17 protein-coding genes are annotated in these 15,029 nt (G+C 72.5%); 9 read left to right on the top strand and 8 right to left on the bottom strand.

Features of this window, described 5'->3' with window-relative positions; genetic code table 11:
- The 3 genes from BMY61_RS38895 to BMY61_RS38905 form a co-directional block, all read left to right on the top strand.
- A partial coding sequence (locus BMY61_RS38895; protein ID WP_075004230.1) for a DUF4331 domain-containing protein occupies nucleotides 1–1,383 on the top strand: 1,383 nt, incomplete at its 5' end.
- Between the two features lie 125 nt (nucleotides 1,384–1,508).
- Nucleotides 1,509–1,874 (top strand): phospholipase, encoded by a 366-nt coding sequence (locus BMY61_RS38900; protein WP_143094738.1) that lies wholly within the window; start codon nucleotides 1,509–1,511, stop codon nucleotides 1,872–1,874.
- A 29-nt stretch (nucleotides 1,875–1,903) separates the two neighbouring features.
- Nucleotides 1,904–2,242: a UBP-type zinc finger domain-containing protein gene (locus BMY61_RS38905; RefSeq protein ID WP_082014754.1), complete on the top strand. Its 339-nt coding sequence runs from the start codon at nucleotides 1,904–1,906 to the stop codon at nucleotides 2,240–2,242.
- An 18-nt stretch (nucleotides 2,243–2,260) separates the two neighbouring features.
- Here the strand turns inward: BMY61_RS38905 and BMY61_RS38910 are convergent, their stop codons facing one another.
- From BMY61_RS38910 to BMY61_RS38925, 4 genes are all read right to left on the bottom strand, one after another.
- Nucleotides 2,261–2,722: an SRPBCC family protein gene (locus BMY61_RS38910; protein ID WP_236655852.1), complete on the bottom strand. Its 462-nt coding sequence runs from the start codon at nucleotides 2,720–2,722 to the stop codon at nucleotides 2,261–2,263.
- 50 nt (nucleotides 2,723–2,772) lie between these two features.
- Nucleotides 2,773–3,771 carry a MerR family transcriptional regulator gene (locus tag BMY61_RS38915; RefSeq protein WP_042442643.1) on the bottom strand — a complete coding sequence of 333 codons (999 nt, stop codon included), beginning with the start codon at nucleotides 3,769–3,771 and terminating at the stop codon, nucleotides 2,773–2,775.
- A gap of 36 nt (nucleotides 3,772–3,807) precedes the next feature.
- Entirely contained in the window at nucleotides 3,808–4,038 is a 231-nt protein-coding gene (locus tag BMY61_RS38920) for a hypothetical protein (protein ID WP_042442641.1), read from the bottom strand.
- A 126-nt stretch (nucleotides 4,039–4,164) separates the two neighbouring features.
- Complete coding sequence (locus BMY61_RS38925; RefSeq protein WP_042442639.1) at nucleotides 4,165–5,676, bottom strand: cryptochrome/photolyase family protein; 1,512 nt, start codon at nucleotides 5,674–5,676, stop codon at nucleotides 4,165–4,167.
- Between the two features lie 231 nt (nucleotides 5,677–5,907).
- Between BMY61_RS38925 and BMY61_RS38930 the strand changes: the two genes are divergently transcribed.
- A complete protein-coding gene (locus BMY61_RS38930; protein WP_042442634.1) occupies nucleotides 5,908–7,206 on the top strand; it encodes an NAD(P)/FAD-dependent oxidoreductase in 1,299 nt (432 codons plus the stop codon).
- A complete protein-coding gene (locus BMY61_RS38935) occupies nucleotides 7,203–7,547 on the top strand; it encodes a hypothetical protein (protein WP_042442633.1) in 345 nt (114 codons plus the stop codon). Before BMY61_RS38930 ends, BMY61_RS38935 begins: the two co-directional genes overlap by 4 nt.
- A gap of 28 nt (nucleotides 7,548–7,575) precedes the next feature.
- Here the strand turns inward: BMY61_RS38935 and BMY61_RS38940 are convergent, their stop codons facing one another.
- The 3 genes from BMY61_RS38940 to BMY61_RS38950 form a co-directional block, all read right to left on the bottom strand.
- Nucleotides 7,576–8,100, bottom strand: a complete 525-nt coding sequence (locus BMY61_RS38940; RefSeq protein WP_082014733.1) for a DUF427 domain-containing protein — start codon at nucleotides 8,098–8,100, stop codon at nucleotides 7,576–7,578.
- 328 nt (nucleotides 8,101–8,428) lie between these two features.
- Nucleotides 8,429–8,779 carry a hypothetical protein gene (locus BMY61_RS38945; protein ID WP_042442631.1) on the bottom strand — a complete coding sequence of 117 codons (351 nt, stop codon included), beginning with the start codon at nucleotides 8,777–8,779 and terminating at the stop codon, nucleotides 8,429–8,431.
- A gap of 116 nt (nucleotides 8,780–8,895) precedes the next feature.
- Complete coding sequence (locus BMY61_RS38950; protein ID WP_042442629.1) at nucleotides 8,896–9,396, bottom strand: hypothetical protein; 501 nt, start codon at nucleotides 9,394–9,396, stop codon at nucleotides 8,896–8,898.
- 165 nt (nucleotides 9,397–9,561) lie between these two features.
- Here BMY61_RS38950 and BMY61_RS38955 point away from each other — a divergent pair, with 165 nt between their 5' ends.
- The 3 genes from BMY61_RS38955 (at nucleotide 9,562) to BMY61_RS45620 (ending at nucleotide 12,744) form a co-directional block, all read left to right on the top strand.
- Nucleotides 9,562–9,843, top strand: coding sequence for a membrane protein (locus tag BMY61_RS38955; protein WP_042442627.1), 282 nt, complete (start codon nucleotides 9,562–9,564; stop codon nucleotides 9,841–9,843).
- Between the two features lie 234 nt (nucleotides 9,844–10,077).
- Nucleotides 10,078–12,123 (top strand): MMPL family transporter, encoded by a 2,046-nt coding sequence (locus BMY61_RS38960; RefSeq protein ID WP_075004231.1) that lies wholly within the window; start codon nucleotides 10,078–10,080, stop codon nucleotides 12,121–12,123.
- A gap of 84 nt (nucleotides 12,124–12,207) precedes the next feature.
- Entirely contained in the window at nucleotides 12,208–12,744 is a 537-nt protein-coding gene (locus tag BMY61_RS45620) for a MarR family winged helix-turn-helix transcriptional regulator (RefSeq protein ID WP_063773168.1), read from the top strand.
- A 50-nt stretch (nucleotides 12,745–12,794) separates the two neighbouring features.
- On the opposite strand, the gene BMY61_RS38970 is transcribed toward BMY61_RS45620, so the two are convergent.
- Nucleotides 12,795–13,319 (bottom strand): DUF4383 domain-containing protein, encoded by a 525-nt coding sequence (locus BMY61_RS38970; RefSeq protein WP_042442623.1) that lies wholly within the window; start codon nucleotides 13,317–13,319, stop codon nucleotides 12,795–12,797.
- 245 nt (nucleotides 13,320–13,564) lie between these two features.
- Between BMY61_RS38970 and BMY61_RS38975 the strand changes: the two genes are divergently transcribed.
- On the top strand, nucleotides 13,565–15,028 hold the full coding sequence (locus BMY61_RS38975; RefSeq protein ID WP_042442621.1) for an MFS transporter: 1,464 nt from the start codon (nucleotides 13,565–13,567) through the stop codon (nucleotides 15,026–15,028).
- The last annotated feature ends 1 nt before the right edge of the window (nucleotide 15,029 follow it).

Below are 15,029 nucleotides of genomic sequence, written 5' to 3' on the forward strand. Positions count from 1 at the left end.
TCCCACCGTGAAGCCCCCGAGATCTCCAAGGACCCGGTCGCCGACAGCACCGACCTGTACGCGTTCGTCAGCCCCGACAAGCGCGACACCGTCACCCTGATCGCGAACTACATCCCGCTGCAGAACCCCGCGGGCGGCCCGAACTTCTACGAGTTCGGCGACGACGTCCTGTACGAGATCCACATCGACAACACCGGCGACGGTCGCGCGGACGTCAGCTACCAGTTCCGCTTCACCACCCACCTGCGCAACCACGACACGTTCCTTTACAACACCGGCCCGATCACCTCGCTGACCTCGACGGCCTGGAACCGCTTCCAGACCTACACCCTCACCCGCGTCGAGCACGGCCGCGAGACCGTCCTCGGCCGGGACCTGCTCTGCCCACCGTGCAACATCGGCCCCCTGTCCACCCCCGACTACCCGGCCCTCGCCAGGGCCGCCGTGCACGGCGTGGGACCGGGCCGGAAGGTGTTCGCCGGGCAGCGCGCCGAGGGCTTCTACGTCGACCTCGGCTCGATCTTCGACCTGGGTGACCTGCGTCCGTTCCAGTCGCTGCACGTCTTCGCCAAGGCCCAGGGCCTGCCCGACCAGCCCGGCGTCAACGCCACCAAGGAGCTCAACGTCCACAGCCTCGCGCTGCAGGTCCCGATCCAGGAGCTGACCCGCGGCTGGTGCGGCTCCGACGTCGACGACCCCCGCGCCGTCATCGGCGTGTGGACCTCGGCCAGCCGTCGTGCCGCCCGGGTGATCGAGCCCGGCCGGGGCAAGGACACCGAGTCGGGACCGTTCGTCCAGGTCTCCCGTCTGGGCAACCCGCTGTTCAACGAGGTCATCGTGCCGATGGCCCGCAAGGACGAGTGGAACGCGCTGCCCCCGGCCGACGACAAGAGGTTCGCCTCCTACGTCGCCAAGCCCGAACTCGCCGGCCTGCTCCCGGTCCTGTACCCGGACGTCTTCCCCAGCCTCGAGGCGCTCGACAAGTCCGGCAAGCCGCGCGCGGACCTCCTCGCGATCCTCCTCACCGGCATCCCCAAGGGCGTCGTCCCCGGCTTCCAGAACTTCACCGGCACCACCGAAGCCGACATGCTCCGCCTCAACGTCGCCGTCCCGCCGACCGACAAGCCCAACATCCTGGGCCTCGTGGCGGGCGACGCAGCCGGATTCCCCAACGGCCGCCGCGTGTTCGACGACGTCGTCACCGTCGAGATCCGCGCGATCGCCGGACTGACCTACGCACTCGTCGACAAGACCTTCACCCCCGACAAGGCCGCGACCGAAGTCACCGACGGCCTGGACAACACCGCCCCCGAGAACCCCTACCTGGACACCTTCCCCTACCTGGGCGTCCCCTACGACGGCTACCACCACCCCGCTTCCTGACCCCCGCCCCACCCGGCCACCGCGTCGGACGCTGACCGCTCCGGTGCCCGCACACCCCACTGCGGCCGTGCCCCCGCAGGCGCGGCACCGGAGCCCCCACGCCGTACAGCTGAACAGGAACCGCCATGCACTCCGAGGCCAGTGAGCAGACGATCGACATGCCCCACCAGCACGCCCACGAACACCCGCCCCTCCCGGCCCCCTCGCACCAGGGCAGCGTGCTGCTGGACATCGGCGCGGGAACCGGCGCCCTGGTCATCCACACCACCGCCCTGCAGGACGGTCTGGAGATCCACGTCAGCCCGGACACCGACCCCGCCCACCGCACCCACGCCGCCGTGCGCCCGCGCCACCTGCCGCACCGCACCCTGTACGCGGCCGTCATCACTCCGCTCCCGGCCGGTCACTACACCGTCTGGGACCTGGACGACACCGCCCACGGCTCCATCGCCGTCCACGACGGCCAGGTCACCGACTACCACTGGGCCTGAGCGGAGCCGGATCGTGGTTGGCTGAGGCCATGGACGACCGATCGGGACAGTGGCGGGTGACCCAGCCGGCGGGCGCGGCCACCGAGAGGACCTGCAGTCATGTCGACGCGGCCCTGGTGGCGGCGGCCGCGGGCGCCGGGTGTGGCGCGTGCCTGGCGTCAGGGAGCACCTGGGTGCACCTGTTGGCGTGCACGGCGTGCGGAACGGTCGGCTGCGACGACAGCTCTCCGCGGCGGCACGCGTTCGAGCACTTCACGCGGACGGGCCATCCGATCGCCCGGACGCTGAAGAGCGGCGAGACCTGGGCTTGGTGCTACGTCGACGACGTCTTCCTCGAGCCCGTCCGCGCCACTCCGAAGGAGCGGTGACGTGCCCCGCCCGAACGGTCAGGACGGCGGGTCGGGCGGGGCCGGCGGGAGCGCGTCGAGGACGTGGCGCAGCCGGACCTGGACGGCGTCGGCCAGGTCCTCGAAGGACCGGCGCAGGATCGGCTCCGCGAACCGGAGCAGGCCCTTGAAGGTCAGGGTGGCCCGGTAGGTGACCAGGGAGCCGTCACCGTGCGGGCGGATGGCGATGTCGTCGGTGGCGGAGACGGTCCGGTTGACGCCGTGGAAGACCAGCCGGTGCGGTTCCCGGGTGACCAGGCGGTAGTCGAGTGTGGCCTGCCTGCCGCGGAAGCGGGAGGTGTTCTCCCAGCGGGCGCCCACCGCGAGCGGGCCGGGGTCGAGGCGACGGCACCGCACGGTGCCCGGGTCCCACTGCTCGGTGTTGCTGAAGTCCTCCAGGTAGGAGGCCACGGTCGGGGCGGGGGTGGCGACGCGGAACGAGCGCACCACGGTGATGGCCACGCGATTCTCCTGGGCGTGCGGGGACGGGGGTGGGGACGGGGACGGCTCTGTCAGGTGCTCGCGGACGGGATGCTCGCGGACGGGTCGGTGAGCGCGCCCGTCGTGGCCGCGATGCGGTCGACCGCGCCCCTCAGGCTGGCGGGCTTGACGGCCGCGCCCGTGGGCGGGAGCGGGTGCCAGCCCGGACCGGCCAGCAGCAGGAGCGGGCGGCGGCGGGCACCGGCGACGCCGAAGGGGAGGGTCAGGATGTCGGCGGCGATCTGCGGCGCCGCGGTGGCCCGGGTCTGCGACCACAGCAGCACGGCGGCCGGTCCCAGGCGACGCAGGCCCTGGGCGAGGGCGGCCGGCGGGACCGAGGCCCCGAGCATCCGGAACGCGATGCCGCGCGCGGTGAGCGCGGCGGCCAGCGCGTCCAAGGGCAGGGTGTGGTCCTCCCCGGGAGCCGCCGCCAGCAGGGCGACGGGACCGGATCGGGGGATCGGGACGGCCCGTCGGCGCAGCTCGGCGGAGACGTGCCAGGACAGCAGGTGTTCGACCTCGATGTACGACTCCCCCACCGCGGCCCAGCGGCGTCCGGCCGCACGCAGCGAGGGCGCGATCACCTCCTCCCAGGCCGCCTCCACGCCCAACTCGTCGACAGCTGCGGCCAGAAGGGCTTGGACGGTGGGCGCGTCGAGGCGGTCTGCGGCGCGGACCAGGCCGCGCACGCGCCCCGTCATGCCCTCGTGCGGAGTGGGCTCCCGCCGGTCCGGCTGCCCGGGGGCGGTGGCGGGCAGTGATGCGTCGACCGCGGGGGTCGGGCCGTCGAGGCAGATCCGGGCGGCCTCGGCCGGTGGCAGGCCTCGCGCCGTCAGTGCGCACATGCCTTCCAGCCGGGCGATGTCGGCGGGTGTCCAGCGGCGGTGGTGGCCGTGGTCGCGTGCGGCCGGGCCGATGCCGTAGCGCCGCTCCCACGACCGCAGTGTCACCGGTGACACGCCCAACCGGCGCGCGACCTCCCCGGTGGGCAGTCCGGCCTCGCGCGCCGTGTCGCTCCGGTGCGGCGTCATGGTCGTTCCCCTCTCACTGCGTTCGGCCGGAGGCGGTCACAGGGCGAGGATCCGCCCGACCATGAAGCCCACGGCGCCGATGACGAGAACGGCGAGCCCGAACAACCCGACCCAGTTCCACCAGAGGTCGTGGTGGTGGACCGGGTCGTGGATGGAGATCCCGTGGCAGGTGGACGACTCGCACTCGGGCGTCTCCTCCGGGCGGCCCAGGGACTGGACCCGCAGGAGCGGGGGAACGGGCTGCGGCGAGACAACGTGACCGGACATGGCTGGCCTCCCGGCTGATCGTGATGCCTCCAGCCTGACCCTGGACGCTGCGTTCGCAGCCGGCATCGATCGCGCATCCATTCACGCCCGCACGGGATCGCCGCACGGCGGATCGCCGGACCGGAGTCACGGCGGGCCACCACCCCGTCGACGCTCGACCGCCAACAGGTCCTCGATACCGCTCAGGCCGTCCAGTTGGGCCACGGTGCGCGCGGTGCGGGGATTGTGCTCCAACAGGGCGCGGTGGCCGGCGACGAACGCCCAGTAGCCCGTCGTGACCGGACAGGCTGCGGGACCCGTGCGCTCCTGGGGGCGGTAGCGGCAGGCACCACAGAAGTCGCTCATGCGGTGGATGTAGGAGCCACCGGCCAGATACGGCTTGGTGGTCATCCTGCCGCCGTCGGCGTGCTGGGACATGCCGACCACGTTGGGCACCATGACCCAGTCGTAGCCGTCGACGAACGCCCGGTGGAACCAGTCGGTGACCTCGCGCGGGTTCCAGCCGTGCTGCAACGCCCAGTTGCCCAGCAGCATGAGACGGGGGATGTGGTGGGTCCAACCGGTGTCACGGACCTGGGCGAGCGCGCCGCGCAGACAGGCCGCCTCGACGGCGTCGGCATCCAGGTCGGCGAACCACGCGGGCACCGGCTCCCGGTGGTCCAGGGCGTTCGCGTGCCGGTAATCGTCGCCGAAGTACCAGTACAGATGCCACACGTACTCGCGCCAGCCCGCGATCTGCCGGACGAACCCCTCGACGCTGTTCAGCGGTGCCGCACCGGCCCGGTGGGCCGCCTCCGCGCCACGCACGCACTCCAGCGGGTCGAGCAGCCCGAGGTTGAGCGGCACGGACAGCAGGCTGTGGGCCATCCACGGGTCGCCCGCGAGCATCGCGTCCTCGAAACGACCGAAAGCGGGCAGCCGCACGGCCAGGAACCGGTCCAGAGCCTGCTGCGCCTCTCCCCGGGTGACGGGGAAACGACGCGGGCCGTCCCGACCGAGGAAACGCACCTCTCCCCGCCGCTCCCAACGGTCCAGATCCGCCCGGACCTCCTCGTCGATCTCGTCCTCCTGCGGCCACCAGGGCGGCTCCACCGGCAGCCGCTCCGCGCCGCGGGGCGGCCGTTCACGGTTCTCGGCGTCGAGGTTCCAGCGACCGCCGACCGGCGCTCCCCCGTCCATGAGCAGGCCGCACTGCACCCGCACGGCGTGGTAGAAGTCCTCCAGCAGCAGCCGACGCCGGCCCCGACCGTCGGCCCAACGACGGAACGCGACGAAATCGGTGAGGAACCCGCGCGCAGGCAGCACCCGAACCTGCGGAAGGGACTCCACCAGCTTCAAGGCGGCACGTGAGGTGGGATGGTGCACCGTCACCGCCGACGCGCCGACCGCCAGCCGGAGGCCCTCACGGTAGGTGTCCGCGCGCACGTACCGGGCCCGGTCCCCGAGCTCGGCGGCGCGATGCCGCAGGGCGGACAGCACCAGATGGGCCTTGGCCCGGTGGAAGACGCGACGGCGCAGCACCGCACGGGATTCGACGAGCACCACCGGCGCATCCGGGTCGGGTCCTGCGTCGCCCTCCCGCAGGAAGTGCGGGCCGAGCTGGTCGGCGAACAGCCAGTGCGGGCGAGCGGCACACACATCTGCCTCCTTGGCGCCCGGGGTCGACGACCCCGGGCGCCAACACGGTCGACACCAGCCGCGTCGGCGGCGATTCGCATCGCCCTGGCATCGGTTCCCCACTGACGCTTCGACGCGACCGATCAGATGCGGTCGCTTCGATGCGCCAACGGTGCGTGTCGTGGTGGGTCGAGGTGTGGAGGAGCGTCGTTCCGTGCGAGTACGGGGAATCCAGAACCGGAGTGAGGCGCGATGACGAGGACGGCACGAGTCGACGCGGTGGTCGTCGGGGCCGGACCGGCCGGGCTCGCGTGCGCGACGGACCTGTGCGACGCGGGGCTCGAGGTCGTGCTGCTGGAGTCCGCCGGTCGCGTCGGGGGCCGGATGGTGTCCGACTACCAGGACGGGTTCGTTCTCGATCGCGGCTTCCAGGTCTTCAACACCGCCTACCCGCAGGTGCGACGGCGGGTCGACCTGCGGGCGCTGCGCCTGAAGGCGTTCGAGGCCGGGTTCGTCCTCGCCCGAGGAGCCCGCGGAGAGCGACGGGATCGGGTCGCCGATCCCACACGGGAGCCCGGTGCCCTGCCGGGCATGCTGCGCCTCGGGCCCCCGCGCGACCTGCTGGCGCTCGCGGCGCTCGGAACCTGGGACATGCTCGCTCCGGTCGGCCTGGTCAAGCGCAGGCGCGGGACGACGGTCCGTCAGGCCCTGCAGGGCGCCGGACTGGACGACGCCTTCTGCGAAGCCGTGCTGGCGCCGTTCCTGCGCGGGGTCTTCCTGGACCAGGACCTGGCGGTCTCGGGGCGGTTCTTCCATCTGGTGTTGCGCAGCATGCTCCGTGGCAGCCTGTGCCTGCCGGAACGCGGCGTCGCCCAGATCCCGCTCCAGCTCGCGGAGCGGCTTCCGGTCGGCGTGCTGCGGCTCGGCTCGGGTGTCGAGCGGCTGGACGGTGACGGCGTCCGGCTCGCCGAAGGCGGGCAGGTGCGCGCGCCGGCAGTCGTCGTCGCCACCGGACCGGCCGCCGCGCGTGCCCTGCTCCCGCAGCTGCCGCCGGTCTCGGCACGCGCGGTGACGACGCTCTACCATGCGGCTCCGGAGGCACCCTGGCCGTCCAGGCAGCTCCTGGTGGACGGCGACGGGCAACTGCTGCACACCAGTGTCGTCAGCAACGTCCAGCCCGGTTACGCCCCTCCGGGCGTCGCCCTGGTGTCGACCTCGCTGCTGGGCACGGCGTCCCCGGAGCAGGTCCAGGCCGCAGAGCGGCGCCTGGCCGAGCTGTACCGGACCTCGACCCGCACGTGGGAACGGATCGCGGTCCACCGCATCAGCGAAGCCCTGCCGGCGCTCCCCGCCGCGCAGCCGCTGAGCCTGCGCACGCGCCTCGGCCCTGGCCGCTACGTCTGCGGCGACCACCGGGCCACGGCGTCCGTGCAGGGCGCGCTCGCGTCCGGTGCCCACGCCGCGCGCGAGGTGCTGCACGACCTGGCAGCCCGTCAACCCCGTCCGGAAGCCCTCCGAGAGCTTCGCAACGCGTCAGGAGCGACCCGATGAGCGACCACGACCTGCTGTTGGGCGACACCATCACGGCGATCGTCGCCGACGACAGCGAAGTGCTCGTCCAGTTGGTCGCGGACGGGATCATGTGGCGCGGGACTCCCGTCACCGGGGCGTCCTGGGCGCGCAGCCTGCCGTGCCGCGACGGCAGGCGGCCACCGTTGCGGGACCGTCTGGCCGTCTCCGGGTACCTGCATCTCGACCGTGCCTCCTACCGGCTCGGCGAGCGCTGGGCCCCGGCCGGGCGGGTCCGCCTGCGCCTGGACTCGGTGTCCGCGTGGTGGCTGCGTGGCGTGGCCGAGCACGCACCGGCCGAGGAGCGCGTGGGGCGGGCGTGACAGGAGCGCCCGCGCCGGGCCCTTCCGTTCACCACCCCTGGGATCCCGGGCCGCCCTTGAACGGCCCGCGGATCCGGGAGGTGATCCAGCCTCCGTAGAAGTCGCCCGGCTGCGGCTGCACCGGTTCACCGTCGACGAGGCACTGGTCCACCCGGCCGGGGTAGAAGGCGAGGGCGTCCGCCAACGCCTCGAATCCGGGCGCCGGCCGGGGATAGCTCCAGGCAGCGCGGCGACTGACGTGGTCGGCGACGTGCAGGTCCCAGTAGACGGCGTGGCCCTTCCACTCGCACCAGGACTCCCCCGCGCCGCGCCGCAGCGCCCCCGGGGTCTCGTCCGCGGCGGGCACGTAGTAGACCGGCGGATGGCTGGTCTCCAGCACCCGCTGCGAGCGCGTGGTGTCGGCGACGACCACGCCCCCGAACACGACCGTCACGCGGCTGCGGCACGCGACCAGCGCCGGTGGGCGCGGGTAGTCCCACACCGACTCCTGCGCGACGTCGTCGAAGCCCACGCCCACGGTGTCGGTCGCGGGGGGTTCGTCCTTGCGCTTCATCACGCCCTCCGGAGCTGATCGAGACCGGGCTCGGCCCGTCCCCACGCTCCAGCGTCCACCCGGAAGCATCGACGTGCATCGCTTCCGCAGCGAGACCCCGCCGCCGGACTCGATTCGACCACGCCCGAGACCCCTCGCGGTCTCGTGCGAGCGGACGAAGCCGGTCCTGGACCCCTCCCAGAGCGGCGGGACCTGCTACCGGCCGCCCCTGGGAGGGGCCGAGGCCGCAGGACTCACGCCATCCGCCCCTGACCGCCCGGTTCTCCGGGGTGCTGCCGGTGGACACCCACAGTCCGGATTCGCCGGGCGCTGGTACCGCGCGCTCCGCTCAGAGCATCGGACCGAAGCCCGGGAACGCGCCGTAGTACCGGCCGAGTGTGGTCCAGAAGTCGTCATCGCGCTCGAAGGCGGGAGCGCCCTTGATCTGGTCCCGTGTCAGCGCCACGTGGACCGCCTTGGCGGCGCAGTCGACCCGGGCGACCGTCCCGGCCGGGACCACCACGCGCCGGCCGAGGATCCAGGTGCCGGTGTCGACGATCAGGCAGCGCCGCTCGTCGCGGTCCAGGACCGCCTCGACGTGGCCGACGGGGCCGTCGGCGGCCTCGACGCGGTAGCCGGTGACGTCCTCCCCGGCCACCACCGCGCTGTCGCTCGGATAGCTCCAGAGCCGGTGGCTCATCTGCGTACCTCCACGCGCTCGGAGGCCGATCCCGGACGGACCGGCCGAACCCTTCGCGCCTACCCCCGCCCCGCCGGGTCACACGGCGCGACGCACGCCGGGGAGCTCGGGCCCCGTCATCGGCGCGCGGGACCGCCGGGTTTTCTGGTGTCGGCGTCCGGGTCCGGCGCCCGGGGGTCGAGCCAGGTGAGCAACGCGAGGGTCACCACCGCGGCGGCGCCTGAGCTCAGCAGTCGCGTCGTGTCGTCCTGCGTCACCGTCAAGCCACCGGTGCGCAGGGCTGCCAGGACCGCGAGTAGTTGGGCGGCGGTCACGACTGCCACGCACAGGCGCGCCGCGCGCGTGTCGTTCAGCGCCACGACCAGGCCGGCAACGGCGAGCGCGGCGGCATCGACGGCGAACCCGACCGCTGAGCCGGCCGCACCCCTGGCGGCCAGGTGGCCGGAGAGCAGTATCGCGCAGAGGGAGGAGCTCGTGAGAAGGGCCACGGTCGCCGTGCGCCACACCGCCACGAGCGCCCGGTCGGGTCGGCGCAGGGCGCGGGCGCCGAGGAGCCGGCGGCTGGGTCCCGGGCGGGGCGTCCCGGTTGCGGTCCGAGGGACCTGCCGGTTCGTCATGTCGTCCTCCTTCGGGACCGCGGGGATCCCACCTGCCCCCATGGCCCCATGAATTCGACGCGGTCACGAGGCGCACCGTTGCCGCATCGCACGACCTCGCGCCGCATGGGCGCAGGTTGACGGACCGCCCGTTTGCCCGGGGACGTCCGGGGCTAGACGCGTCTCATGGCTGGCAGATACGGATCGGCGGGCGCGGCCCGCAGCATCATGGTGGTCACCGATGTCGTCGCGGGCATCCTGGGACTGTGGATCGTGCTGTACGTTCTCGACGCCAACCCCTCCAATGACTTCGCGCACTGGGTCCACAGCGCCGCCGACTGGCTGTCGGCCTGGGCGCACGACTTGTTCACACCCTCCGAGGGCTGGTTGCGCACCCTCTTCAACTACGGCATCCCCGCGGTTCTGTACCTGTTCGTCGGTCACACCCTGGCGGGCCGACTGAAGTAGCGGGCCGGCTGAAGCGGGTCCGCCGGACCGGGCGGAATTCGCTTCGGCATCGATGCGGGTAGGGGTCCGGCCTCGGCGGCGACAGCCTGGAGTCCTTCTGTCGTGCCGCGCCTCGGCACGGCTCTGATATACCTAGGGAAACAGGTAGCAAGTTTCTCTAGCTGTATTGGTGGAGTCGTGTCCCCCTCGCCCAGAGTCCAGCGCCGCCTCCGGTGGCTTCTCCCCGCGGTTCTCGTGATCGTCTGGCTGGCCGTCGGAGGAGGCCTCGGGCCGTTCGTCGGCAAGTTGGGGCAGGTCGCGACGAACGACAGCGCGGCGTTCCTGCCGCAGAGCGCGGAGTCCACCAAGGTGCTGGCGTTGCAGCGCAGCATCGACACCCGTGAGTCCGTCCCGCTCGTCGTGGTGTGGACCTCGTCACCGAGCCCGCTGCCCCCGGGCGCGGCGACGGCGGCCGAGGCGGCGTTGGCGCGGGTGGCCCGCGTGCCAGGTCTCGCCGAACCGCCGACAGCGGTGATCGCGTCCAGGGACGGGCGGGCTCTGCAGGCGGTGGTGCCGCTGCGCGCGGACCTCGGCGACCAACTGCACGCCACTGTCGACCAGGTCCGCTCAACCGCCGCCGTCGGCGGCGTGACGGTCTTCCTGGCGGGCCCCGCCGCAAGCCAGGCGGACCTGGTCGACGCCTTCGCCGGCATCGACGGGCTGCTCCTCGGTGTGGCCCTCGCCGTGGTGCTGGTCATCCTGCTGCTCGTCTACCGCAGTGTCCTGCTCCCGCTGCTGGTCATCGTCAGCGCGGTCTTCGCCCTCGGACTGGCCGGCGGCATCGTCTACCTGCTCGCGCGCCAGGGCGTGGTGCGCATCGACGGCCAGGTCCAGGGCATCCTGCCCATCCTCGTGATCGGCGCGGCGACCGACTACGCCCTGCTCCTCAGCGCCCGCTTCAAGGAGGAACTCACCCGACAGGCGGACCGGTTCGCGGCCATGCGCACCGCGTGGCGACGCTCCGTCGAGCCGGTCCTCGCCAGCGCCACGACGGTGGCCCTGGGTCTGCTGGCCCTGCTGCTCAGCGACCTGACGAACAACCAGGCTCTGGGGCCGGTCGGCGCGATCGGGGTCGCATGCGCGGCACTGAGCGCCCTGAGCTTCCTGCCCGCCGTGCTGGTGCTGCTGGGCCGCAGCGCCTACTGGCCCGCCCGTCCGCACACCGGCGACAGGACCAGTTCGGGAGTCTGGCGGCGCGCCGCCGACCTGGTCAGCCGCCGACCGCGCCGCGTGTGGGCGCTGGCCCTGGCCGGGCTGGTCGCAGCGGCCTGCGCCCTGCCCCTGTTCACCGCCCGCGGCCTGCCCCTGGACGAGACGTTCATCCACACCGAGCCGTCGGTCACCGCCCAACGCGTCCTGGACGCGCACTTCCCCGCCGGGCAGGGCAACCCCGCCGTCGTCCTCACCGACGCGCGGCAGGCCGACCAGGTCCTCGCTGCCACCCGCGCCACCTCCGGGGTCGCCTCCGCGACGGTCCTGCCGGCCGCGCCCGGATCGCACCTCGCCACCGTCGACGCGGTTCTCGCCGACCCGGCCGACAGCCACGCCGCCGAACAGACCGTGGGGGCGCTGCGCGCCGCCGTGCACCGGATTCCCGACGCCCACGCACTGGTCGGCGGCTACACGGCCCAGCAGCTCGACATCCAGAACACCGCGGCCCACGACCGGCTCGTCATCATCCCCGTGGTGCTCGCCATCATCACCTTCATCCTCGTCCTGCTGTTGCGCGCCCTGCTGGCGCCCGTGCTGCTCGTGGCGACCGTCGTGCTCAACTACCTGGCGACGTTGGGCGTCAGCGCACTGGTCTTCCCAGCCGTGTTCGACCTGCACGGCGCGGACGCCTCGGTCCCGCTGTACGGGTTCGTGTTCCTGGTCGCCCTCGGCGTGGACTACAACATCTTCCTGATGACGCGGGTGCGCGAGGAGTCGCTGCGGTCCGGCACCCGGGCGGGCGTCCTGCGGGGCCTGACCACCACCGGCGGCGTCATCACCTCGGCGGGCGTGGTGCTCGCCGCCACGTTCGCGGCTCTGGGAGTGATCCCCCTCGCGTTCCTGCTGCAGATCGCGTTCATCGTCGCCTTCGGCGTCCTGCTCGACACCCTGCTGGTTCGCTCTCTGCTGGTGCCCGCCCTGGTGTACGAGCTCGGCGACCGCGTCTGGTGGCCCGGCCGCCTGCGCCACGGACCGACGCACGCGGCGGCGGCCGATGGGCGAAGCACTGTGCCCGCTGCGGAACAATAGCGGCGGAACAGTCGGAGAGACGTCGATCGCGCGAGTGAAGTCCCGCCGGGGCTTGGCGCGCGGCACGGAAGGTGGTGGGGCCAGGTGAGCGAGGCCGCGACCGGGGACACCCCGTCCGACCTGCCGACCGGCCCGCCGACCGGACCGCCCGGCGAGTCCGGGCAGCGGATCGGCGGACCGGTGGCCTGGGCGGTGCGGCAACTTCTGCTGGCCAACCGCAACGCCGAGCAGGCGCTGGCCCGCCATCTGGGCCTGGGCCACAACGACGTCACCGCCATGGAACACCTGCTCAGCTCGCCCGAGGGCCTCGGGCCGATGGACATCGCACAGCGGCTCGGCATCCGCTCCGCCTCAGCGACCGTCCTGGTCGACCGGCTCGAGGAAGCGGGCCACGTCACCCGTGGCCGCCACCGCACCGACCGCCGCCGCACGGTGGTCCACCCGACCCCGCACGCGCGGCAGGAGATCGTCACCGCCCTGCGACCGCTGGTGGCCGCGGTCGACGCCGCCGCCGACGACCTCAGCGACGGCGAGCGCGAAACCGTCGTGCGTTTCCTGCAGGCCGCGGCCGATCGGATCAGCCGGGCGGCCGCGCAGCTCGACGAGGGCGACCCGGCCTGAGGCAGGCCGGGGCCGAGCCGCCCGGGTCGAACGGCACCTCGTGGTGTCGACTACAGGTGCGAGGCCGACGCGGCCGGGCCGGGCAGCGCCGGGGACAGGCCCGCCGCGCCAGTCCGGTCGGGGTGGCGTGCCTTCCAGTACGGGTTGTCGTGGGGCAGTTTCATGCTGACGCGCCCGTACATGCCGAAGGTGGCGATGATCAGACCCATCACGAAGCTGAACAGCACGTTGGCCATGCGGAACGCCAGGAAGTTGGCACCGCTCTCGAGCAGGCCGAGGTTGACGAAGCCGCTCAGCACGAAGAGGGCGCCCACGATGATGTTGATCGTCGACGCGGTGTTGCCTCCGATCACCGCACCCGCGACGAGCACGGCCGCGAACACGATCGAGACCACGCTGAGCAGGCCGTTGCTCGACAGCCCGGCGACCTGCTCGCCCTTGGTGCCGAAGAACGCCAGGCCGTTCGCGAGGCCGAGGCAGCCGAAGACCAGCAGTGCGACACCGCACAGTCCGGCGCCGTAGCGGTACACCTGCGCCAGGCGGTGATCCACGGGCAGTTCGTCCTTGAGTTTCATCGTGTCCTCCGGGGGGGCTGCGGTGCGTCACCGGGTTCCACGCTCGAACGCCCGCCGGACCACGGCGATGCGCATCGTTTCCGCAGCGCACGGCAGCCCGGGACCGTGCACCCCGTGCGCCGACCCGCGCGCCTAAGCGCCGCGTCAGTGCTTCCAGCGCAACCGGAGACCCATCTCCGCTTCGTGCTATGATCCGTATGCGGAGTCAAATCTCCGGTTAGCCTGCCCGCTGGAGAGCCTGACCTATGGCCAGAACCAAGAACCGCCCGCACTACAACGTCACCTTCGCGGTGCTGGTGCTCGGCGTCGGCGCCTACGCGCTGCTGCAGTCGATGATCGTGCCGGTGCTCCCGACGCTGATCGAGCACCTGCACACCTCCCAGTCCACCGCCACCTGGCTCATGACCGGGTACCTGCTGTCCGCCTCCGTCGCCACGCCCATCCTCGGGCGCATCGGCGACAAGGTGGGCAAGGAGCGGATGCTGATCGCCACGCTGCTGGCGCTCACCCTCGGCTCCGCCCTCGCCGGCCTCTCGAACTCCATAGGCCTGATGATCGTCGCCCGCGTGATCCAGGGCTTGGGCGGCGGCGTGCTGCCGCTGGCCTTCGGGATCATCCGGGACGAGTTCCCCGCCGAGAAGGTGCGCGGCGCGGTCGGCACCACCGCGGCACTCACCGCCGTCGGCGGTGGCATCGGCCTGATCCTGGCCGGTCCCATCACCAACCACATGGACTACCACTGGCTGTTCTGGCTGCCCATGATCATGACCGGGATCGCCACCGTCGCCACCTTCCTCTTCGTGCCGGAGTCCCCGGTGCGCACCCCCGGCAGGATCAGCTGGACCGCGGCGGGCCTGCTGTCCGCCTGGCTGGTGGCGCTGCTGCTCGCCGTCAGCGAGGGCCCGAGCTGGGGTTGGGGCAGCGCGCGCGTGCTCGGCCTGTTCGCCGCCACCGTCGTCTTCGTCGCCCTGTGGATCCTCGTCGAGCTGCGCTCCGCCGAGCCGCTCATCGACATGCGGATGATGCGCATCCCCGCCGTCTGGACCGCCAACCTCGTGGCACTGCTGTTCGGCGTCGGGATGTACACCACCATGACGTTCCTGCCGCAGCTGGTGCAGACCCCGGCCAAGCTCGCCGGATACGGCTTCAGCGCCAGCGTCACCCAGTCCGGCCTCTACATGCTGCCGATGACGGTCGCGATGTTCTTGCTCGGCACCTGGACCGGCCGACTCTCCGCCCGCTACGGCTCCAAGGCCGTGCTGGTGGCCGGCAGCTTCGTCACCGTCGTCCCGTTCGTGCTGCTCGCGGTGGACCACTCCCGCACCTGGGAGCTCTACCTCTCCTCCACCCTGCTGGGCATCGGCCTCGGCCTGGCCTTCTCGTCGATGTCGGCCATCGTGGTCGAGGCGGTGCCGGCCGAGCAGACCGGCGTGGCCAGCGGCATGAACGCCAACATCCGCACCATCGGCGGCGCCGTCGGCAGCGCCATCGGGGCCAGTATCCTGGCCTCCGGCGTCACCGCCACCCACCCCTTCCCGCAGGACTCCGGCTACACCGACGTCTTCTGGATGCTCACGGCGGGCGGCGTCCTCGCCGCCGTCGCCAGCCTGCTCATCCCGACGGTCCGTCGGACCCCACGGATGGTGGCCGCGGGCGACTCGAAGGACAATCGCCAGGCCGACATGAACGAAGCCTCCTTGAACGGATGAC

It is taken from the genome of Streptacidiphilus jiangxiensis, from assembly GCF_900109465.1.
Lineage (GTDB): Bacteria > Actinomycetota > Actinomycetes > Streptomycetales > Streptomycetaceae > Streptacidiphilus > Streptacidiphilus jiangxiensis.

Coding starts and splice junctions, on each gene's coding strand:
- BMY61_RS38955 (WP_042442627.1), top strand. CDS start 9,562: ATGGCTGGCAGATACGGATCGGCGGGCGCGGCCCGCAGCATCATGGTG.
- BMY61_RS38920 (WP_042442641.1), bottom strand. CDS start 4,038: ATGTCCGGTCACGTTGTCTCGCCGCAGCCCGTTCCCCCGCTCCTGCGG.
- BMY61_RS38950 (WP_042442629.1), bottom strand. CDS start 9,396: ATGACGAACCGGCAGGTCCCTCGGACCGCAACCGGGACGCCCCGCCCG.
- BMY61_RS38900 (WP_143094738.1), top strand. CDS start 1,509: ATGCACTCCGAGGCCAGTGAGCAGACGATCGACATGCCCCACCAGCAC.
- BMY61_RS38945 (WP_042442631.1), bottom strand. CDS start 8,779: ATGAGCCACCGGCTCTGGAGCTATCCGAGCGACAGCGCGGTGGTGGCC.
- BMY61_RS38970 (WP_042442623.1), bottom strand. CDS start 13,319: ATGAAACTCAAGGACGAACTGCCCGTGGATCACCGCCTGGCGCAGGTG.
- BMY61_RS38940 (WP_082014733.1), bottom strand. CDS start 8,100: ATGAAGCGCAAGGACGAACCCCCCGCGACCGACACCGTGGGCGTGGGC.
- BMY61_RS38915 (WP_042442643.1), bottom strand. CDS start 3,771: ATGACGCCGCACCGGAGCGACACGGCGCGCGAGGCCGGACTGCCCACC.
- BMY61_RS38975 (WP_042442621.1), top strand. CDS start 13,565: ATGGCCAGAACCAAGAACCGCCCGCACTACAACGTCACCTTCGCGGTG.
- BMY61_RS38905 (WP_082014754.1), top strand. CDS start 1,904: ATGGACGACCGATCGGGACAGTGGCGGGTGACCCAGCCGGCGGGCGCG.
- BMY61_RS38935 (WP_042442633.1), top strand. CDS start 7,203: ATGAGCGACCACGACCTGCTGTTGGGCGACACCATCACGGCGATCGTC.
- BMY61_RS38930 (WP_042442634.1), top strand. CDS start 5,908: ATGACGAGGACGGCACGAGTCGACGCGGTGGTCGTCGGGGCCGGACCG.